The organism is Lentzea albidocapillata subsp. violacea, from assembly GCF_900100275.1.
Taxonomy (GTDB): domain Bacteria; phylum Actinomycetota; class Actinomycetes; order Mycobacteriales; family Pseudonocardiaceae; genus Lentzea; species Lentzea violacea.
In genome coordinates, this window is record NZ_FNET01000006.1 from 377,016 (window position 1) to 395,788 (window position 18,773).

Annotated in this window: 19 protein-coding genes; 10 read left to right on the top strand and 9 right to left on the bottom strand. The window is 68.9% G+C overall.

Annotated features, from left to right (window positions below; translation table 11 throughout):
- Positions 1-10 precede the first annotated feature (10 nt).
- Positions 11-922, top strand: coding sequence for a ribonuclease Z (locus tag BLR21_RS17045; protein WP_090006782.1), 912 nt, complete (start codon positions 11-13; stop codon positions 920-922).
- On the opposite strand, the gene BLR21_RS17050 is transcribed toward BLR21_RS17045, so the two are convergent.
- The gene (locus BLR21_RS17050) at positions 867-1,724 is read right to left on the bottom strand and encodes an NAD-dependent epimerase/dehydratase family protein (RefSeq protein WP_176929665.1); all 858 of its coding nucleotides are present in this window, start codon (positions 1,722-1,724) and stop codon (positions 867-869) included. The genes BLR21_RS17045 and BLR21_RS17050 overlap by 56 nt on opposite strands.
- 105 nt (positions 1,725-1,829) lie before the next feature.
- Here BLR21_RS17050 and BLR21_RS42530 point away from each other — a divergent pair, with 105 nt between their 5' ends.
- Positions 1,830-2,000, top strand: coding sequence for a hypothetical protein (locus BLR21_RS42530; protein ID WP_157512940.1), 171 nt, complete (start codon positions 1,830-1,832; stop codon positions 1,998-2,000).
- A 192-nt stretch (positions 2,001-2,192) separates the two neighbouring features.
- On the opposite strand, the gene BLR21_RS43790 is transcribed toward BLR21_RS42530, so the two are convergent.
- Positions 2,193-2,333 carry a hypothetical protein gene (locus BLR21_RS43790; RefSeq protein ID WP_256334731.1) on the bottom strand — a complete coding sequence of 47 codons (141 nt, stop codon included), beginning with the start codon at positions 2,331-2,333 and terminating at the stop codon, positions 2,193-2,195.
- A gap of 18 nt (positions 2,334-2,351) precedes the next feature.
- Between BLR21_RS43790 and BLR21_RS17060 the strand changes: the two genes are divergently transcribed.
- On the top strand, positions 2,352-3,605 hold the full coding sequence (locus BLR21_RS17060) for an ATP-grasp domain-containing protein (RefSeq protein WP_256334732.1): 1,254 nt from the start codon (positions 2,352-2,354) through the stop codon (positions 3,603-3,605).
- 6 nt (positions 3,606-3,611) lie between these two features.
- Here the strand turns inward: BLR21_RS17060 and BLR21_RS17065 are convergent, their stop codons facing one another.
- A complete protein-coding gene (locus BLR21_RS17065) occupies positions 3,612-4,370 on the bottom strand; it encodes a hypothetical protein (protein ID WP_090006785.1) in 759 nt (252 codons plus the stop codon).
- Between the two features lie 62 nt (positions 4,371-4,432).
- On the opposite strand from BLR21_RS17065, the gene BLR21_RS17070 reads away from it, so the two are divergent.
- Together BLR21_RS17070 and BLR21_RS17075 are read left to right on the top strand one after the other, a co-directional pair.
- Positions 4,433-5,638: a DNA cytosine methyltransferase gene (locus BLR21_RS17070; protein WP_256334733.1), complete on the top strand. Its 1,206-nt coding sequence runs from the start codon at positions 4,433-4,435 to the stop codon at positions 5,636-5,638.
- A 311-nt stretch (positions 5,639-5,949) separates the two neighbouring features.
- Positions 5,950-7,167 (top strand): thioester domain-containing protein, encoded by a 1,218-nt coding sequence (locus BLR21_RS17075; RefSeq protein ID WP_090006786.1) that lies wholly within the window; start codon positions 5,950-5,952, stop codon positions 7,165-7,167.
- Between the two features lie 78 nt (positions 7,168-7,245).
- On the opposite strand, the gene BLR21_RS17080 is transcribed toward BLR21_RS17075, so the two are convergent.
- A complete protein-coding gene (locus BLR21_RS17080) occupies positions 7,246-8,559 on the bottom strand; it encodes a BNR-4 repeat-containing protein (RefSeq protein WP_256334734.1) in 1,314 nt (437 codons plus the stop codon).
- Positions 8,560-8,746: 187 nt separating this feature from the next.
- Between BLR21_RS17080 and BLR21_RS17085 the strand changes: the two genes are divergently transcribed.
- From BLR21_RS17085 to BLR21_RS17100, 4 genes are all read left to right on the top strand, one after another.
- Positions 8,747-8,917, top strand: a complete 171-nt coding sequence (locus BLR21_RS17085; protein WP_090006788.1) for an antitoxin — start codon at positions 8,747-8,749, stop codon at positions 8,915-8,917.
- Positions 8,918-9,559, top strand: coding sequence for a putative glycolipid-binding domain-containing protein (locus tag BLR21_RS17090; protein WP_090006789.1), 642 nt, complete (start codon positions 8,918-8,920; stop codon positions 9,557-9,559).
- Between the two features lie 82 nt (positions 9,560-9,641).
- On the top strand, positions 9,642-10,472 hold the full coding sequence (locus BLR21_RS17095) for a Scr1 family TA system antitoxin-like transcriptional regulator (protein WP_090006790.1): 831 nt from the start codon (positions 9,642-9,644) through the stop codon (positions 10,470-10,472).
- 12 nt (positions 10,473-10,484) lie between these two features.
- Positions 10,485-10,646: a DUF397 domain-containing protein gene (locus BLR21_RS17100; protein ID WP_090006791.1), complete on the top strand. Its 162-nt coding sequence runs from the start codon at positions 10,485-10,487 to the stop codon at positions 10,644-10,646.
- Here BLR21_RS17100 and BLR21_RS17105 read toward each other — a convergent pair.
- Together BLR21_RS17105 and BLR21_RS17110 are read right to left on the bottom strand one after the other, a co-directional pair.
- Entirely contained in the window at positions 10,643-12,757 is a 2,115-nt protein-coding gene (locus BLR21_RS17105) for a S9 family peptidase (RefSeq protein ID WP_090006792.1), read from the bottom strand. The two genes, BLR21_RS17100 and BLR21_RS17105, sit on opposite strands and share 4 nt — an antisense overlap.
- A gap of 27 nt (positions 12,758-12,784) precedes the next feature.
- Entirely contained in the window at positions 12,785-13,384 is a 600-nt protein-coding gene (locus BLR21_RS17110; RefSeq protein ID WP_090006793.1) for a DUF4097 family beta strand repeat-containing protein, read from the bottom strand.
- Positions 13,385-13,571: 187 nt separating this feature from the next.
- On the opposite strand from BLR21_RS17110, the gene BLR21_RS17115 reads away from it, so the two are divergent.
- Complete coding sequence (locus tag BLR21_RS17115) at positions 13,572-14,282, top strand: GbsR/MarR family transcriptional regulator (protein WP_090006794.1); 711 nt, start codon at positions 13,572-13,574, stop codon at positions 14,280-14,282.
- On the opposite strand, the gene BLR21_RS17120 is transcribed toward BLR21_RS17115, so the two are convergent.
- From BLR21_RS17120 to BLR21_RS17130, 3 genes are read right to left on the bottom strand one after another with little or no spacing between them, the layout of a single operon-like run.
- The gene (locus BLR21_RS17120; protein WP_090006795.1) at positions 14,279-15,463 is read right to left on the bottom strand and encodes a thiolase family protein; all 1,185 of its coding nucleotides are present in this window, start codon (positions 15,461-15,463) and stop codon (positions 14,279-14,281) included. The two genes, BLR21_RS17115 and BLR21_RS17120, sit on opposite strands and share 4 nt — an antisense overlap.
- An 18-nt stretch (positions 15,464-15,481) precedes the next feature.
- Positions 15,482-17,200, bottom strand: a complete 1,719-nt coding sequence (locus tag BLR21_RS17125) for a hypothetical protein (protein ID WP_090006796.1) — start codon at positions 17,198-17,200, stop codon at positions 15,482-15,484.
- An 18-nt stretch (positions 17,201-17,218) separates the two neighbouring features.
- Entirely contained in the window at positions 17,219-18,769 is a 1,551-nt protein-coding gene (locus BLR21_RS17130; RefSeq protein WP_090006797.1) for a fibronectin type III domain-containing protein, read from the bottom strand.
- Between the last annotated feature and the right edge of the window lie 4 nt (positions 18,770-18,773).

Here is an 18,773-nt window from a genome sequence, read left to right on the forward strand (position 1 = left end):
ACGTCAGGGGGTGACAGTCCGGGAACTGATCGTCCTGGGAACGGCCAGCCAGGTCCCGACCCGCCAGCGCAACCACAACGGCTATCTGCTCAGGTGGGACGGCGAGGGCTTGCTGTTCGACCCTGGCGACGGCAGCCAGCGGCAACTCCTGCGATCAGGCGCCGCTGCGAGCGACATCACCCGGATCTGCATCACCCACTTCCACGGCGACCACTGCCTGGGCGTGCCCGGCATCGTCCAGCGGCTGTCCCTGGACCGCGTCCAGCACACCGTCCACGCGCACTACCCGCAGTCGGGCGCGCACTTCTTCGAACGCCTCCGCTACGCCAGCGCGTTCTACGACGCCGCGGACATCAAGGAGGTGCCGGTCGTCGAGGACGGCGAGATCGCCAACGGCAAGTTCGGCCGGCTCGAGGCGTACGCGCTCGACCACGGCATCGACAGCGTCGGCTACCGCCTGGTCGAACCTGACGGCCACCGCATGCTCCCCGAGAAGCTCAAGGAGCACGGCATCCAAGGGCCGGCGGTCCGCACCCTCCAGCAGCAGGGCGAGTTCAACGGCGTCAAGCTCGCGGATGTCAGCGAACCCCGCAAGGGCCAGCGGTTCGCGTTCGTCATGGACACCAGGCTCTGCGACAACGTCTTCGAGCTCGCCGACAACGCCGACATGCTCGTGATCGAGTCGACCTACCTCGCCCGTGACACGAAGCTCGCCGGTGACCACGGCCACCTCACCGCCCAGCAGGCCGCCCGCGTCGCGCGGGACTGCCGCGTCCGCAAGCTGGTGCTGACGCACTTCTCCCAGCGCTACGACGATCCGGCGGAGTTCCTCGCCGAGGCCGCCGCCGAGTTCGACGGCGAGATCGTCATCGCGAAGGACCTGGACCGGATTCCGGTGCCGAAGCGAGCCACTGGTCCCTGACGATCTCCGTCAGCGCCGACGAACGAGGCTCCCAGCCCAACGCTCGCAGCCGGGACGCGTCGGCCCGCAGTGAACGGATCTCCCCGGGGACCGCGGGCTTCCACGTCACGTCGACGGTCCGCCCGGTCACCTCGGCCACGGCGTCCAGCACGTCCCGGACGGAAGCAGCGGTCGCGCCGACGTTGTAGACCGACGACGTGCCCACGGAGCACGCCTCCAGAGCCACGACGAAGGCAGCGGCAACGTCGCGTACGTGCACGAAGTCGCGCACGGCCCCGCCGTCGCCGTAGACCTCCATGCCGGGCACCGTTCCGGCGGCGCACGCCACGGCCCGCGTAATCACCCGAGTGGTGTCCGTGTCACCTCCTCCAGCGACATTGAACAAACGGAGAGTGGTCGCCCCGATCTGCCCGGACCGCGCCGCCCACGCCACGAGGTCCTCCGCGGCGGCCTTGGAAGCGGCGTAGGGGGACGAGGGTTCCCGGACCGAGTCCTCGGTCAGAACCGCGTCGGAAGGCCGGTACACCGCGCCAGTCGACGCGAGCAGGAATCGTTGGCCCTTCAGGGCTTTGAGCAGATTCAGCGTCCCGCCCACGTTGGTCTCCCAGTACGGGAGTGGATCAAGAAAGGACTCCCGCACACGCGCCACGGCGGCCAGGTGGACGACGGCGTCCACGTCGTCCAGCTCGAACGACTCCGAGAGGCGTTGACGGAACAGAACAGGTTCATGACCATGAACCTGCAGCTCACGCACCACGGCGCGGCCGACGTACCCAGTGGCACCGGTCACCAGAACTCGCACGAGTTGACCCTAAAGGTCGACGGCGACTGCGCCGATAACACACGAGTGAGTTACCCCCATCGCGCTGTGCACACAAGCATCGCCGGACTCCTGCACGATCACGCCGTGCTCGAGTTCAAGCGGCAGGAGTTCCTGCGCAACGTGGCTGAGATCGTGGGAGCCGCACCCGCGCCCCAGTCCGCAGAGCTCACGGCGCCGCTGCCGTCGATCAACCCGAAGCGCAGCTTCCTCAACCGCGTTGACCAGGTCCTCCGGGACGCGGCACGCTCCCGGTGAGCTCCGGGGCCGACTGCTGATCCACTTGCTTCGAGGCCTGAGCCGACAGGCCCGTCGCAAGATTCATCCGGCCGTTGCCGGACCGTGCTTCGACACACATACCGGGTGGCTCTACGCTACGCGTCACCCGGCGATCGCCGGTCACGTCCTCCGCTTCTCTTAAGCGAGTTTTCGGCGATGAATCATGTCCTCTCAGCGCTCAACGAGCGCCTCGGAAGGTTGTTCGGTGACCGGCTGGTGGTTCTGGCCGGCGGTACGCGTCTGGCGAAGCGCGCGCATGAGCTCCATGCACTCGGTGCCCGCCATACGCTCGTGCTCGATACCGACGATCATGCCCCGCTTCATGATTCGGTGATCGCGCGCTGGGTGTCGCTGGGCATCAAGGGCAGTCTCGTCGCCGTCGAGCAGCGCCGGCTGGGCAAGCTGCTGACCAGGCCGGGCGCCGAGGTCAAGGCGATCCTGAGCGACTTCGACGCCCACGGTGAAGCCGTCGTGATCAGCACGCCCTACAACGAGATCAGCTCGTTCGAGGGCCGCCCGGTGCTCAACGCCCGGCAGCACGACTGGGTCGCGCTGGAGAACAAGACCACCATCGACGCGCTCTGGGACGAGCTGTCCGCCCGCCGCGCGCCCGCGATGGTGTTCGACCTCGACTTCGAACGCCTCTGGGGCGCCTCGGAGATCCTGGACCGCGGCGCCGGCGTCGTCTGGTCCGGTGACGGCCCGGCGATCAACGGCGGTGCCAACTTCGTGCGTCGCGTGCGGTCGTACGAGGAGGCCAAGGAAGCCTTCGACGTGCTCGCGCCGAAGTGCGACCAGGTCCGCGTCATGCCGTTCCTGGAAGGCATCCCGGTCAGCGTGCACGGCATCGTCTTCCCGGACGGCACCGCGGTGCTGCGTCCGATCGAGATGGTCGTGCCGCGCCGCCAGGGCCAGGCCAAGTTCCTCTACGCGGGCTGCGCGTCGTACTACGACCCGCCCGTGTGGATCCGCGACGAGATGCGCAACCTGGCCCGCCGCGTCGGCGAGCACCTGCGTGGCACCGTCGGCTACCGCGGCACGTTCACGCTGGACGGCATCGCGACCGAGGACGGCTTCCTGCCGACCGAGATCAACACCCGCTACGGCGGCGCGATGGTGTGCTTCGAGGACGCCGTCCCGACGCTGCCGCTCGCGCTGGTCCAGGTCGCCCTGGTCGCCGGCTGGGACCTGGACATCTCCTCGATGCAGTTCGAGGAGCTCGTGCTGCAGGCCGCGGACAACCACCGCGCCGGGGCCGTGGGCGCGAACGTGCGGGCGGTGCAGCCGACGACGGCCGACGAGCGCCGGGTGATCTTCACCGGCTGGGCGTGCCGGCTCGCGTACGCCGACGAGGCCGCGCACGCGACCCTGCGGCTGAGCCCGTCGCCGATCGGCGGCCGGCTCGACCTCGACCTGCACCGCGAGACCATGCCCGTGGGCGCTCCCGTGGCCGCGCTGACGGTCGCCGCGTTCGCGCTGGCGGACCAGGAGTGGGGGACGGGCCTCGGCGCCCTGGAACCCGCCATCGCGGTCGAGGACGAGGCTCGGGTCGAGCAGGCCATCGAAGAGGCCGTCACCGCGTAGGAACGCCTACCAGGCGCCCTCGTCGCCGTACGCGGAGATGAGGGCGAACCGGTAGCCCATCAGGGCGGCGGCGACCTCGCGGGGCTGGTGCACCGGACGCACCAGCCCTTCGCCCAGCACCTTCGGCAGGTCGACGCCCAGTAACTCGGGCGAGTCCTTCAGCAACGCCACGGCGATCTCGGCGGCGTCCGCGAGCATCTCCTCGCCCCGCAGTTCGACCATGTCGTTCATCAGGCCGCCGACGAACGGCGGCAGCTTCTCCGGCACCGCGCACGCCAGCGCGACCAGGCAGGCGACCCGTTCGGACGCCAGCGCCTCGAAGATCTTGGGCGCACCCTGGGCGACGGCGTGCCGGGTCTGCGTCAACCAGTCCGGAGCGGTTCTCGGAAGTTCCCGGCCGAGGGCGTTCCACCGGCGGTGCGTGCGCCGTCCGTCCTCGGTGAACCCCTTGCCCGCCAACGCCATGGCGGCCAGCAGGAAGATCACCCGGTCCCGCACGTCCCCGGCGACCTTGTACGAGGCTCCCAGCTCCACCAGGAACGGCACGGTGCAGAACGAGGCCTCGGACACCGTGTCGTCGGTGAGAATCCGCTCAGCGAGCTGTGAGAGCGCGCTCTGCCGCTCGGCCTCGCTGGGGTCCATCAGGGAGCGCAGCAGGCGGGGCACGCGACCGGCGCCACCCCGGCCGTCGTAGACCTCGCTCCAGGAAATCCTGTCGAGTCCGCGCAACGGGTCAGGCCGTTGCCAGGCGCGCGGCAGCTCCATAGGCGGGAAAGGTACGGGATGTCAGGGAAAGGTCCTCGGCGCCTCGCCCGTACGATCTCGCCGTGTCCTTCTCGGTGGCCGACATCTTCTCGGGTGCGGGCGGCATGAGCTTCGGCTTCCACGCCCACCGCGACTTCCGGGTCGTCGGTGCCGCCGACGCGCAGATCGGCAAGCCCAGCTCGAAGCTGGGTTCGTTGCGCTGCAACGACACCTACCGCGCGAACATCGGCGTCGACCCGCTGGAGGTCGACCTCGCGAAGGTCTCGCCCGCGGCGTTGCGCGAGGTGTGGGGCCTGCAGCGGGGGGAGCTGGACGTGCTGCTCGCGTGCCCGCCGTGCTCGGGCTTCAGCCGCATCACCTCCCAGAACCACCTGCGTGACGACCCGCGGAACTCCCTGGTCGGCCGGATCGCGGTGTACGCGCAGGAGCTGCGCCCGAAGGTCGTGCTGATGGAGAACGCCCGCGAGCTCGTCAAGGGCAAGCAGCGTCACCACTTCGACAGCCTCGCCGAGGAACTCACCCGAATCGGGTACTCCGTCTGGGGCGGCACGCACATGCTGTCCAGGTTCGGCCTGCCGCAACTGCGCGAGCGGACGTTGATGGTGGCGGTAGACGGCGGCCTGCCGCTGCTCACGCTCGACGACCTGTGGGCGGGCCGGGTCATCCGCCCGTCGGCCGTCACGGTCCGGCGCGCGATCGGCAAGCTGCCCGTCCTCGAGGCCGGCGTCGCGGACCTGGAAGACCCCATTCACGTCTCGCCGACCTTTTCCCAGGACCGCAGTCTAGAAAGAATGCGTGCAATTCCGGCGAACGGCGGATCGTGGGCCGACCTGCTCCGCTCACCGGAGACCGCGGAGTTGCTGAACCCCGCACAACGCAAGATCGTCGAGCAGCAGAACTGGGGTTCGCACCCCGATGTCTACGGCCGGTTGTGGTGGGACGAACCGGCCCGAACGATCAAGCGGGAATGCGGCCACGTCGGCAACGGGCGTTATGCCCACCCGGTCCAGCACCGCCTGTGCACGGTCCGCGAGATGGCTCTGCTGCAAGGGTTCCCGCGCCAGTTCAAGTTCGACGTCTCGATCCTCGGCAACGCGTACCGGCACGTGGGCGACGCCGTCCCGCCGCTGATCGCCTACCAGTTGGCCGGGCTGACGAGGTGGATTCTCACCGGCGACCGCCCGGAACCCAGGGAGATGTGCCTGCGCGGCACCTCACTGCGCCCCGGCGACATTCGACCGGCAGAAGTTACCGAAATGGTGGCCTAGGTCTTGAACCGACCGCGGCAGTCATCCGTAGCGAAACGTCGCGGTCGATAACTGTTCGGCAACGAATTTAACGTCACCTGACGGAATGAATGCATCGCGACCCTATCCACTGTGGACACCGTGAGTATGTTTTCGCTGCTCACTGCCTGTGTAGCATCCTCTCCTTACCTCACTCATACGTGTGTCACCCCATCGGATAACGTCCCGCTCGCTTCCTGTCGGTTCAGTGTCGATGACGACGTGCCGGCCGTCCCGACGGATGACGACTTCCCGCCGCGTTCGGGCTAACTTCAGTGAGCAAGAGGAGACCAATGGCTTCCCGGTTCAGGATCGGCACGGCGCTGCTCGGCGCCACCGCCGCCCTCGCGTTCTCGGCCCTTCCGGCCCACGCCGACGTCACGATCACGCCGGACCGCGGTGGCTCGGAGCAGGGGCACAGGGTGTGGCTCAAGGTCCTCGACAAGGACAACGTCGAGGTGCCGAAGGACGAGCCCACCTCGGTCATCAAGCTCCGCATCACGGACGACGAGAACCGCTCCAACGTCTTCGCCTACTGCGTCGAGCTGCCGACCCCGCTCCTCGACGACGACATCCTCAAGGAAGTCGACTGGGAGAAGCACCCCGGCAAGAACACCAAGTTCACGGGTGAGAACCCCGGCAAGGTGCTCTGGATCCTGAACCGCTCCTACCCGAACAAGTCGGTCAAGGAAGTCAAGGACGAGTTCCCGATCAAGGACCTGAACAAGGAAGACATCATCGCGGCCACGCAGGCCGCGCTCTGGCACTTCTCCGACGACGCCAAGCTCGACGTCAACAACAAGAAAAACGACCCTCAGGTCGTCGAGCTCTACAAGACGTTCCTCGCGAAGGCCACCCCGGAGGCCGCGCCGAAGCCGACGCTGACGATCACCCCGGAGTCCAAGGAAGGCGTGCCCGGCACGCCGATCGGCCCGTTCGAGGTCAAGACCACGGCTGACGAGGTCAAGCTGACCGGCAACCTGCCCGCGGGCGTCACCGTCGTCGGCAAGGACGGCAAGCCGCTCGACGTGCAGCAGAAGTCCGACGGGCTTTCGATCAAGGGCACCGAGAAGATCTCTGAGTTCTCCGTGATCGTGCCGACCGGCACGCCGGACGGCCAGGCCACCTTCAAGCTCTCGGCGCAGGCCGACATCGCGGTGGGTCGCCTTTTCGTCGCCCACAACAAGAGCTCGGACAACGTTGCTCAGTCGCTCGTCGTCGCGCAGCCGCAGAAGGCCAAGGTCGAGAAGGAAGCCAAGGCCACCTGGAAGGCCGGCACCGGCCCGACCCAGCCGACCACGACGACCACCACCGCCACGACCACCACGACGCCGGAGACCACCACTCCGACCACCTCCACCACCCCGGCCAACCCGGCTCCGGGTGGCGGCGAGGACGACCTCGCGTCGACCGGTGCGTCGATCCTGTGGCCGCTGCTCGGCGGTCTGGTCCTCGTCGGCGCCGGTGTCGGTGCGCTGTTCGTGGTCCGTCGCAACAAGGCCGGCGCCTGATCCAGGCCGCTAGCCCCTAGACGAACGCCCCCTGGTTCCGCGCCGGAGCAGGGGGCGTTTGCCTTTCCTCGGAACGACCTACCGGCGGCTGAAGCCCGCCACGTAGATGTCGCCGTCGGCGATCGCGACGTCCCGGTTGGACGACGCTCCCGAGAAGATCGCGCGGGCGGGATCGCGGAAGTTCTGCACGATCTCGACGCGCTGCACCGGCTTGGCCGTCGGGATGACGGTCTCCGGCGACCAGGAACGGCCCAGCCGCACCAGGTACGTGTTCACGTTCGGCTTGCCGTCCTCGGTGGCGTAGACACGCCACGTGAACGGATCCACCTTCTCGACCTCACGGGTGCGCAGGCCCCGGGCGACCTCCCTGGTCTCCCAGCTTCGACCGTTCCAAGTGGACAGGTAGTTGCGCAGTGGGCCACCGGCCTCGTCGCCCATGAACCACAACAGGAACGGCCGGCCCAGGATCGTGCCGACCTGCTGGATGTAGTCGGGCGACTTCACCTTGTTCGGCAGGGCCAACGGGGTCTCCGCGACCTTCAGGTGCCTCTCCTGGTCGGCGTCGTCGATCTGGGTGCCCAGGTCCTTGCCGGACGCCGAGTAGAAGTGCCGGTTCTGCGGGTCGAACCACGTGTAGTAGATGTTGCGGTGGTAGCGGTCGTGCTTGTTGCCCTCGGGCCCGCCGCCCGCGAGCGTGTAGACGATCCGCACGCGGCCGTTCTCCTCCTGGCGGAGCTGGCCGATGTAGATCTCGTTCATGTTGTCCGCGCGGGCGGTCGAGCCGATCGCGAAGCGGTCCCCGGTCAGGTCCGTGGAGGTCTTCCACGTCCTGCCGTTGTCCTTGGACACCACGTAAAGCATCGGACGCGTGTCCGTCGGCGTCGTGCCGTCGAGGTCACGCGTCGTCTCGCGGTAGAACACGTAGATCGTGCCGTCGCGGGTGACGAACGGCATCGGGTACGTGGCCGCGTTCTTCGAGATCAGCGTCTCTTCCCAGACGCCGTCGGCCGAGTGGGGCTCGGGCGAACGGGACATGCGCAACTCGACGTTGTGCATGCCGCGGAAGATGAGCAGGTGCCCGTCCTTGGCCTGGACCATGGTCGGGTAGTTGTGGGCGTCCGACGCACCGTCCGCGATCCGGTTCGGAGTGGACCAAGTGGACTTGCGGTGGTCGTACGACTGGACGTAGCTGTCCTCGTACTGACCGGCCCACGAGATGAACGTCCTGTTCGCCTTCTTGTCGTGGACACCGCCCGCGACCGGACGCCGGTCACTGCGGGCCGCGACGCTCGTGGCCGTGGTCGTCACCGTGAACTTCGCTTTCCCCTGAACATCGGCCGTGGCGTTGGCCGAGGAGACCGCGACGAGCGGCAACAGCAGTACTGCGGACATAACTCCACGCAGGAGCCGTGTCATGCAACTTCCTCCTGGTTCTGACCGCGACGGCGGCCGACCAGGCGGCGGTGACGACATCTTCGTTGTCGCCGAGCCGACTTGTCCAGGCACGGTTAACGTGATCGCGGCTATCAACACGCGGGGCCTACTCGGGTACCCTGCGTCAGGGACGAAGGAGCACCACATGAACTTCGACGAGATCAAGAACAAGGCCCTGGACCTGGCCGAGCAGAACCACGAGAAGGTCGACCAGGGCGTTGACGCCGCGGCGGACTTCGTCGCCGGCAAGTTCGGTCACGAAGACCAGGTCGACTCGGTCGCCGAGAAGATCAAGGACATCCTTCCAGGTGGATGAGTGAACTCCTTCAACACCACTGACGCGGGGCGGGTCACCTCCACCGGAGAGACCCGCTCTCCTTCTGCCCGCCGGCCCGAGATGATCACCTGGCAGGGCATCCACGAGCCGCGCCTCGAGCAGGTCCGCCTGCTCCTGTCGAGCGACCAGCGCCTCCGCGCGTCGGGCCGTCTCGTCGCCGCCGGCCCCAACGAGCAGTTCAACGCCTCCTTCGAGGTGTCCGTGGGCGAGAGCGGCCAGGTGAACCGGCTGCTGCTGCGCACGGCGACAGTGCTGGAAGAGCGCCAGTGCTCGCTTTCCCGCACCGAGGACGGCGCCTGGCTGGTCGACCACGGCCAGGGCAGCAAACGCGAGACGTTCAACGACGCGCTGGACGTCGACGTCCAGTTCGCCGTGCTGTTCAACGCCATCCCGATCCGGCGTCTGGGGTTGCACCGCGAACCGGGCGAGCACGCGCTGCCCGTCGTGCGGGTGTCGCTGCCGGACCTGTCGGTGAAGGCCGTCACCCAGACCTACCGGACCGTGTCCGTGGGCGACGAGGTCTCGGTGGTGCGGTTCAAGAGCGGCGGGTTCGAGCAGAACATCAAGGTCGACCCCAACGGCCTGGTCGTCGAGTACCCGCTGATCTCGAAGCGGATTTAGAACCGCTCCAAGAAGTACTTCCTTCGTGGCGAGTCGCATCCAAACGATGGAAGGCGGCGGTTCGACCTTCTAGCTTCCGACCATGCCGAAACGATTTTCGAGCGTGGTCGGTCGCTCGTTCGGTGATGCCATTCGTGACGTCATCCAGGCCACCGGTATGTCCCAGCGCAGGATCGCCGAGCTGCTCGACTTCGAGCAGGCCAAGGTCTCCGACCTGGTCAACGGCAAGGGCGGCGTCACGGAGGTCGAGCTCGCGATGCTCCTCGGCCTCTGCCAGACACCGCCTGACGAAGCCCGCCGCTTGCTCGCGCTCTACCGGGAGAGCCGAGAGAAGGGCTACCTGGAGTTCAACGAAGACGGCGTGCCGAACCAGTTGCACACGTTGATCGAACAGGAACGCTTGGCCAACAAGATCTTCGTGTGGGCGATGGATCTCATCCCCGGCCTGCTCCAGCTGCCGCAGTACTCGGCCGAGGTTGTGAGCGCGGTTCCGAAGATCAAGGCCGAGCAGGTGGCCGAGATCGTTGCAGTCAAGGTGGGGCGGAAAGCGATCTTCCACCCAAGCCGTGAGTTCATCTTCTGCATCCACGAGCAGGCCTTGCGGCTGCAGGTCGGTGGTGTCGAGTTGATGGTCGCGCAGCTGAACGAGCTGCTCCACCTGTCGATCCGGCCATACATCAGCGTGAGGATCGTGCCGCTCTCGATCGGCGTGCACGCCGGACTCGCGGGCTCGTTCACCAGGCTGGCCTACGAGAAGTTCGAGCCGGTGGTCTACCTGGAAAGCCACAACTCCCACCTGTTCCTGGAGGACAAGGGCTCGATCACCACCTACGACGAAGTGGTGAAGGCACTCGTCGCCCAGGCCTTGGATGAGGAACAATCAAGGGAGTTGATCAGCAGCTTGCTGACGTGAGGGGACTGGCACATGGCGGTCTGGCGGAAGAGCAGCTACAGCGGCACATCGAGCGACTGTGTCGAGGTTGGTCGTGGCGTCGGCATCCGCGACAGCAAGGCGCCGACCACGCACCTGCCCGTGTCGGACAAGGCGTGGTCGGCGTTCCTGACCGAGGTGAAGTCCGCTCGCTAGAGCATCTCTCCCAGCACCTCGGGGTCGATCACGATCGGCGCCGGCCGGTAGGCGGGCGGCTCGACCCCCATCAACGCCCGCACCAGGAAGTCCCAGGACCGCGTCCGCACGTAGGCGAGCCGGTCGAGGAGCAGGTGCTCGGCCCCCGGCACGATCAGCAGCTCGAAGTCCTTGCCGGCGGCGATCAGCGCGTCGGCCAGCCGCAGTGACTGGTCCGGGTGCACCGTGTCGTCCAGTTCGCCGTGGATGAGCAGCAGCTTTCCTTCGAGCCTGGCCGCGATCCCGACGTTCGACGCCCGCGTCCAGGCCTCGGGGTTGTCCGGGCCGTCGACGGTCTCCGCCCATCCCTGCATGAAGCACGTGGCGTCGTGCGAGCCGGACAACGAGACACCGGCCTTGAAGGTCTCCGGGAAGTCCAGCATCGCTCGTGCCGCGGCGAATCCTCCGCCGGAGTGGCCCATCACGCCCACCCGGGAGAGGTCCATCCACGGCCGTGACTCCGCCAGTTGGTGCAGTGCCGCGACGTGGTCCTCCAAACTGCCCGCGTCGGCCAACCGGCCGTACGAGGCGTCGAGGAAGGCCTTCGAACGGCCCGGTGTGCCGCGTCCGTCGAGTGCGACCACCACGAAACCGACCGCTGCCAAAGGTTCCCCGTCCAACCCCATGCCGCCGGGGTCGAAGCACGGCTCGACCCTCGTGGCCTGCGGGCCGGGATAAACGCTGTCCACCACGGCATAGGTCTGCGCCGGGTCGAAGTCGCGTGGCTTGTAGAGCACGCCGTAGATGTCCGTGGTGCCGTCGGCCGCCTTGACGCGGAAGCGCTCCGGTGCGGTCCAGCCCGTGGCGATCATCCGGCTGATGTCTGCCTCCTCCAACGAGACCAGCACTTCACCCGTCCAGGAACGCACGGTCGTCACCGGCGGCGTGTCCACAGTGGACGCCGAGTCGACGAAGTACTCGCCGTGCGGAGCGACCGTGACGACGTGGTCCAGCGAGTCGTCCGTGACGACCGTGAAGCCGGTGCCGTCCAGTCCGATCCGGCACACCGTGCGCCGGTACGGGTCGTCCGCGACCAGCCCGCTGGCCGTGAACGAGACGAGCCGGTTCGTCTCGTCGACGTGCAGGATCTCGCGGACCAGCCACTGGCCGGTGGTGACCTGGCCGAGCAGCTCGCCGGTGTGCAGGTCGTAGCGGTAGAGGTGGCCCCAGCCGTCGCGCTGCGAGAACCACAGCACCTCGTCGGCCAGCACCCGGACGAGCGGCATGCCATAGATCAGCTGGTTGGGGCCGACGCGGGTGGTGCCCGTCTCGCTGAGCACGACGGTGACCTCGCCCGTCGAGGCGTCCATCCGGTTCAGGGTCAGGGTGCGCTGGTCGCGGGGGCGGGTGAGGAAGTAGACGGTCGCGCTGTCCTCGGACCACCACGCCCAGCCGGCCGCGATCGGCGAGACCTCCGGCATGAGCAGTGGGTCGCACTGGGCGTGGACCGTCGTGCCCGCGGCGATGTCGAAGACGACGAGCTCGGCGAACGGCAGGTCGGCGTCGCCGGGGTAGGCGTAGCGCTGGGTGTGCGTCACCGGGGCGCCGCCGTCGGCCGGGCGCGACTCGACGAGGTGGGTCTGGCGGACTTTGCGCTGGTCGGTGCGGTGGGCGAGCACCTTCGCCGAGTCGGGCGACCAGGCCAGGGCCGGGGGCATGTGCGGCAGGCCGAACTTGCGCATCAGCATGCGGTAGCTCAGGACGTCCGGGCCGTAGCCGTACCCGTAGTCCTGTTCGCCGTCGGTCGTGAGCGCCCACTCGCGTTCACCGGAGCGGGCCCACAGGTCCTGGCCGCGCCGCGAGACCGCGACCTTGCCGTCGGGGGAGGAGCCCTCCAGGGGGTTGCCCGGCGCCGCGACGAACGGCATCGGGTCGAAGCCGGGGGTGCGGGTGCCCGCGGCCGGGTCGACGACGATGAACTGCCGGTCGTCGCCGTCGCGGACCTGGTACCAGAAGCGCCGGCCGTCTTCGATCCATTGTGGACGGACCTTGTCACCGACGACGAGTTCGCCGGGGCGGGCGATGCGGCGGAGGAGTTGTTCTGCGGCTTGGTAGTTGGCGGCGGTGCTCATGTTTTTCTCCCCAGAAGTGGTGTGTGGTCAGAGGCTGCGGGCGGTGATGTCGCCGTACGACGTGGTGGCGCGGATCGTGATGCCGGCCGTGCCGTCGTTGCGCAGCGAGTTGGTGATGCGGCCGTAGGAGGTGCCGGCGTCCAGGGAGGCCGAGAGTCCGGAAGCGACGGTGATGTTGCCCTTCTGGGTGCTGATCTCGGCGGAACCGTTGAGGCGGCCCACCGTGACGTCACCGGCCTGCGTCTGCACGTGGACGTTCGAGGCTTCGTCGATCTTGATGTCGCTCTGCGCGGCCTCGAAGGCGATGTCGCCGAGCCGGCCGACGCCGCGGAACTCGGCGCTGGCGGCCTTCGCCTCGACGCGGGAGCCGGCGGGCAACTGGACGGTGATCTCGACGGCGCCGGACGAACCGAGGATCTTGCTGCCGGCCTCGGCCCGGATGCGCAGGACGCCGTCGGCGAAGTCGACCGCGATCTTCTCGGCGGCCTTCACGTCGCGGCTCTGCGAGGCGTCGGCCGGCAGGACCTCGACGGCGGTGTCGGAGCGGTCGGCGGCGATGAACCGGACGCGGCCCGCGGGGATGTCGAGGAGGGCGGCGATGGGGGCGGGGGTGGCGAAGGTCTGCATCTCTGGCTCCTGTGGCTCGTTGTTTCTGATGAGCGAAAAGCTACGTTGCGTTTCCAGATCTCGCCAACAACTTCGTTGCGACGAGAACGCATAACTGCAGCTAAAAGCCACAAGATCGTTGCAACGGGTTGTAGATCTAATGCAACGAGCGTTGCAATGAAGTGTCGGTGAACGCTATGATCGGCGCATGCCAGGAGGTCGACTCACCCAGCAGGAACGTCGCCAGATCGCCCTCGGCCTGGCCGACGGCCTCGCCTACGCGGAGATCGCGAGGAGCCTCGACCGGCCGACCTCGACGATCACGCGCGAGGTGATGCGCAACGGAGGCCCGGCCGGCTACAAGGCCGACATCGCCCACCTCGCCACCGAACGCCGGGCGCAGCGCCGCAAGCAGTCTGCCCCCCGGCGGCAGGTGGTAGACCGCGCCGACGGACGCGACCCGGAGGCCGTGCGGGAGTTCGAGGAGGTGTTCTCGGGCATCTTCATGGGCCAGGGCCTGCCGAAGATGACGGCGAGGGCGCTCGCGAGCCTCTACGCTACCGACTCCGGCAGCCTGACCGCGTCAGAACTGGTGGGGCACCTAGGGGTCAGTCCGGCGTCGGTCTCGAAGGCCATGTCCTACCTGGAGAGTCAGGGCCTGATCGGGCGCGTGCGCGACGAACGCCGCCGCGAGCGTTACGTCGTCGACGACGGCGACATCTGGTACCAGTCGATGATCGCGAGCGCGGCCGGCACGACCACGCTGGCCGAGGCCGCGCGCCAGGGCGTCAGCAGCCTCGGCCCCGGCACGCCCGCGGCCGTCCGGCTGGAGAACATCGCACGGTTCCTGGACTTCGTCAGTGAGAGCATCGTCCGCGCGGCCGAACAGGCGCGTGACATCCTGCACTCGAAGGACTAGACGCGGACCGCGACCGCCACGCCCTGGCCGACACCGACGCACGCCGCCGCGATGCCGACGCCGCCACCACGAGCCCGCAGGTGGCGGCACAGGTCGATGATCACGCGCGGCATCGAGGCGCCGAGCGGGTGCCCGTAGGCGATCGCGCCGCCGTGGACGTTGACCTTCTCCTTGTCGATCTCGGGAAGGTGGTGCACCACCGACAACGCCATCGCCGCGAAGGCCTCGTTGATCTCCCACAGGTCGACCTGACCGGCCTCGATGTGCAGGCGCTTCAACAGTTTCCGGATCGCCGAGACGGGCGCGATCGTGAACCGGTGCGGCTCCTCGCCGGTCGCCGCCGACCCGAGCACCTCACCCAGCGGCTCGACACCCAGTTCGGACGCGATCGCTTCCGTACCAAGCAAAGCAGCGAGTGCGCCGTCGTTCAACGGCGACGCGTTGCCCGCCGTCACCGACCCGGTCTCCGAGAACGCGGGCTTCAGCTTCGCGAGCTTCTCGAGGCTGGTGTCCGCGCGGACGTTCTCGTCGCGCCGGATCGCCGTCCCGTCCGGCAGCTGCACGGGGAACGCGAACCCCTCGTGCACGCCCGCGTCCCAGGCGGCGGCGGCACGACGGTGCGAGCGGAGGGCGAAGCTGTCCATCTGGTCGCGCGTGATGCCGAGTTCGTGAGCCACGTTCTCGGCGGCCAGCCCCAGCGGCACGGTGTAGTGCTTGGGCATGCGCGGGTTCACGAGCCGCCAGCCCAGCGCCGTCGACACGGTCTCCAGCCGGTCCGGGAAGGCCTTGTCCGGACGTGCCGTCACGAACGGCGCCCGCGACATCCCCTCGACCCCGCCGGCGACGATCAGGTCGGCGTCCCCGGTGATCAGCGCCCGAGCGCCCTGGATGATCGACTCACCGCCCGAGGCGCACAGCCGGTTCAGCGTCGCGCCCGGCACGGAGACCGGCAGTCCCGCCAGCAACGAGGCCATCCGGGCGACGTTGCGGTTGTCCTCGCCGGCGCCGTTCGCGTCACCCAGCAGCACGTCGTCGATGCGCGCCAGGTCGAGCGACGGGTAGCGGCGCAGCAGGTCGACGATGGGCAGCGCCGCGAGGTCGTCCACCCGGATGCCGGAGAGACCTCCCCGGTACCTGCCGAACGGCGTGCGGGCGGCGTCGATGATCAGTGCGCGTGCCATGCCCCCATCTTGCGCCACTCACGGCTTGAGCAAAAAAGGAACGTAACCCGTTTCGGGGTGCACCTCTGAATCGGTGCTGAAGGCCTTCACCTCGATGGCGTGCGCTCCGGCGGGCAGCCCGCCCGTGTTGAGTGAAATCCGCCACCGGCCCGCTGCGGCAGGTCCGTCCGCCGTGGTCGGGATGGTCACGACGTGGTTGCCGTCGAGCCTGATCTCGAACCCGGCGAGCCCCGCCACGGACGCGTCGAGGGCGTTGACGCGCACCTCCAGGACCACGCGGCCGCGACTGAAGGCGGCTCCGTTCTCGATGGGCTGGCCACTGGCGTCCAGGATCTCGGGGACCGGGTCGGCGAGCGTCGGTTTCGCGTCCACCAGCGGTGCCTCGGACTCGCGCCGGGCACTGCTCCCGGGGCCGGTCAGCTCGACGTCGGTGTGGGTGATCTGGACTCGTTCCTCGGTGACGAGCTGGACGTTCAGGTTGTCCGTGAAGGCCTGCGCCGGCAGGTCGGCGACGGCCGGGTACTCCGCGCCCGGCTTCCACGGCGAGCCCTCGACGGCAGGCCTGAGCGGCACCTGGATGCCGTTGACCTTGACCGCGGTGATGGGCTCGCTCTCGCGTGACGGGATGATCGCGATGCGCAGCTGACCTGCGGTGACGTCCGCGAGGGGGCTGGTGCTGGTGCTGACCGGACCGTCCACGCGCACGTGCGGCGTCGGGCCGGTGAGCGGGACGTCGGCCTTGGCGGTGCGGTAGCCGATCAGGTCGACGCCGGCGCGGATCCGGTCGCCCGCCAGCGCCGCGACACCGATCAGAGCTGTGGCCTCGCGCCACTGCGGCACGAACGGCGAGGTGGCGAGGACGTCGCCGTCGCGCACGACCTGGACACCGGCGGGCGTCAGCACGAGCTCCCAGCGCACCGTCAGGCCCGGCACCGCGGCCGGGACGGGCTTGACCGTCGTGCCGTCCGGGACGAGCTCGACGATCGAGTTGCCGGAGTTGTCCGTGGAGACCGTGGCGCGCACGGTGTTCGGCGGCACCGGTTCGCCCTGCACGCTGACCGGGCCCGGTACGAGGTCGAGCAGCAGCTTGCCGCCGGTGCTCGGGGCGTCGGTCTCGATCACGAGACGGCTCTCGTCGTCGTTGCGGACGAACGGCGTGCGCGACCTCAGCGTCACCGCGCGGGTGCCGCAACTGCTGCTGATCACGAGCCGGTCGTCGTCGTCCCCGTCACCCGAGGTGGCGCGGGCGCAGTCGGTGCGCTTGGAGAGCCTCCACCGTTGCGGGTCGGGTCCGGTCCGGCTGTCGAAGCGGTCGACGAACGTGTACGGGGCGTTGTCGGCGCGTGGGGTCGCCCTGGTCGTGACGGGCTGAGAGCGCTGGCCGAACGCGTCGACCGCGCGGATGTCGATCTGCTGCTCGCGCTCGTTCTCCAGGCCGTTGAGCTGGGTGCCGGGCCGGGTGACGAGTTTGACCTGCTCGCCCCACCGCACCTCGTACGCGGGCGCGTCGCCGGTCCAGTTGAGCTGGATCTTGTGGTGACCGGCCCGTGCGACGACGCCGGCCGGGGTGGCCGGGCGGTTCTGCGGGCCCGGCACCAGGAACTTCTCCGCCGCGTACGCCTTGAGCCTCGTCGGCGGCGGAGGAGCCGTGGGCAGGTCGCCCCCGCCGGTGTCGCGCAGCACGATCACGCCCGCCACCAGCGCGAGTCCCGCGACGACGAGGACGACCCGCTTCATAGCGGTCACGCTAAGGCTTCACTCCAGCTCGAACACGGTTTCCGCGATAACGGGTTCGCCACCGTCCGCCGGAAGAACGCTGAGCTTGAGCCGAGCGTCGGACGCGGAGGCCAGTGTCGAGGTGTCGAGCCAGAACTCGTGCCGGCCGGGGACCCCGGGACCCTGCTCGTTGGTGGGCAGCGCGACGATCCGCCTGCCGTCCAGTTCGAGCTCGATGCCGCGGTGGCCGATGCCGTTGAGCTCGGCCGTGACGAGGACGCGTCCCCTGCCGGGCAACGGCTGCGGGGGCTTCGCGCCGTCCTCGTGCATGACGTGCAGCCGGGGACCGCCGGTCTTGATGCCGCCGGGCCGGTCCACGAGCCGGGGGAGCGCGCCGGGACGGCTCTCGGGCTTGCGGATGACCACGAGCCGCGCTTGTTCCTGGGCGGCGATCCTCCCGGCGTCGAGAGGCACGTCGGTGATCGTGACCTGGTCGTCCTGTCCGGCCTTGACGAGCTTCGCCGCGACGACGTCCCGCGGTACCTCGACGTCTCGGTCGAGCGGGACGACCTCGGTGGGCACGACGCGTTCCGGCACGCCCCCGACGCCGAACGCGTCCAGGAAGCCGCCGCCGTCGATACGGATCCGCGGGTGCACCACCCGTTCCGTGATCACGACGGGCTCGTAGGCGACCACGATGCCGTCCCGCAGCGCGACCACCGCGTCCGGCAGCACCCGCATCTCCCACCGGTGCCGCACGCCCGCGACGAGCCCGGTCATGGGCGCGTCGCCGAGGGTGACCTGCTTGCCGGTGCGGGGCAGCGCGGGGTCCGCGACGATCCGGGTGCCCTGTGTCGTGATGTCGAGGCTGACCGCGCCCCTGGGCTGCGCCTCGGTCTCCGGCAGGTACTGCCACGGGTCGGGCAGCAACGTCAGCCGCACGTGACTCGACTCGACGGCGCCCGCGACGCTGATGATCGCCCGGCCGGTCGCGCCGTCGTTCGCCGGCATGCCGAAGCGGATGGGCGTGTTCGACTGGAAGGCCGCCATCGGGCAGTCGACGTCGATGCGCCTGCCCGGCCCGAACGGCCGCAGGCCGAGGCAGTCCGGGTCCGCCTCGACCCGCCACTTGCGCGGGTCGAGCGCTTCCGGGCCGCCGAACCGGTGCGGCTGCCCGACGAGCTGGTCGTCCCACTTGCCGTCGTAGACGTCCTTGGGCTTCGCGGCGATCTTGAGCGGCTCGCTGCGCTTGCCGACGGCGCTGACCGCCCGGATCTCGACCTGGGTCTCCTGCTCGGGATCGAGCCCGGGCAGTTCGACCTCGGGGGTGGGCACCAGCTGCTGGTTGCCGTTCCAGCGCACCTCGTAGGCGGACGCCGAGCCGTTCCACGCGATCTGCAGCGCGTCGGCGTCGAGCGCCTGGGCCCTCGGGTTCGCGGGCTTCACCGGATCCTGGAGCGCGACGACCTCGACGCCGTCGGCGACTTCCTTCCGGAGGGTGTCCGGCGCGTCACCGCTGCGGAGCGCCACGACGGCGGCGACGACGAGAGCCAGACCACCGAGCCCGCCGGCGAGTGTCCGTCGATCCACCCGG

Excerpts from the sequence above, each read along its gene's own strand:
- BLR21_RS43790 (WP_256334731.1), bottom strand. The coding sequence starts at position 2,333 with ATGATCGTCGGTATCGAGCACGAGCGTATGGCGGGCACCGAGTGCATG.
- BLR21_RS17065 (WP_090006785.1), bottom strand. The coding sequence starts at position 4,370 with ATGGAGCTGCCGCGCGCCTGGCAACGGCCTGACCCGTTGCGCGGACTC.
- BLR21_RS17075 (WP_090006786.1), top strand. The coding sequence starts at position 5,950 with ATGGCTTCCCGGTTCAGGATCGGCACGGCGCTGCTCGGCGCCACCGCC.
- BLR21_RS17080 (WP_256334734.1), bottom strand. The coding sequence starts at position 8,559 with ATGTCCGCAGTACTGCTGTTGCCGCTCGTCGCGGTCTCCTCGGCCAAC.
- BLR21_RS17085 (WP_090006788.1), top strand. The coding sequence starts at position 8,747 with ATGAACTTCGACGAGATCAAGAACAAGGCCCTGGACCTGGCCGAGCAG.
- BLR21_RS17095 (WP_090006790.1), top strand. The coding sequence starts at position 9,642 with ATGCCGAAACGATTTTCGAGCGTGGTCGGTCGCTCGTTCGGTGATGCC.
- BLR21_RS17100 (WP_090006791.1), top strand. The coding sequence starts at position 10,485 with ATGGCGGTCTGGCGGAAGAGCAGCTACAGCGGCACATCGAGCGACTGT.
- BLR21_RS17105 (WP_090006792.1), bottom strand. The coding sequence starts at position 12,757 with ATGAGCACCGCCGCCAACTACCAAGCCGCAGAACAACTCCTCCGCCGC.
- BLR21_RS17110 (WP_090006793.1), bottom strand. The coding sequence starts at position 13,384 with ATGCAGACCTTCGCCACCCCCGCCCCCATCGCCGCCCTCCTCGACATC.
- BLR21_RS17115 (WP_090006794.1), top strand. The coding sequence starts at position 13,572 with ATGCCAGGAGGTCGACTCACCCAGCAGGAACGTCGCCAGATCGCCCTC.
- BLR21_RS17120 (WP_090006795.1), bottom strand. The coding sequence starts at position 15,463 with ATGGCACGCGCACTGATCATCGACGCCGCCCGCACGCCGTTCGGCAGG.
- BLR21_RS17125 (WP_090006796.1), bottom strand. The coding sequence starts at position 17,200 with ATGAAGCGGGTCGTCCTCGTCGTCGCGGGACTCGCGCTGGTGGCGGGC.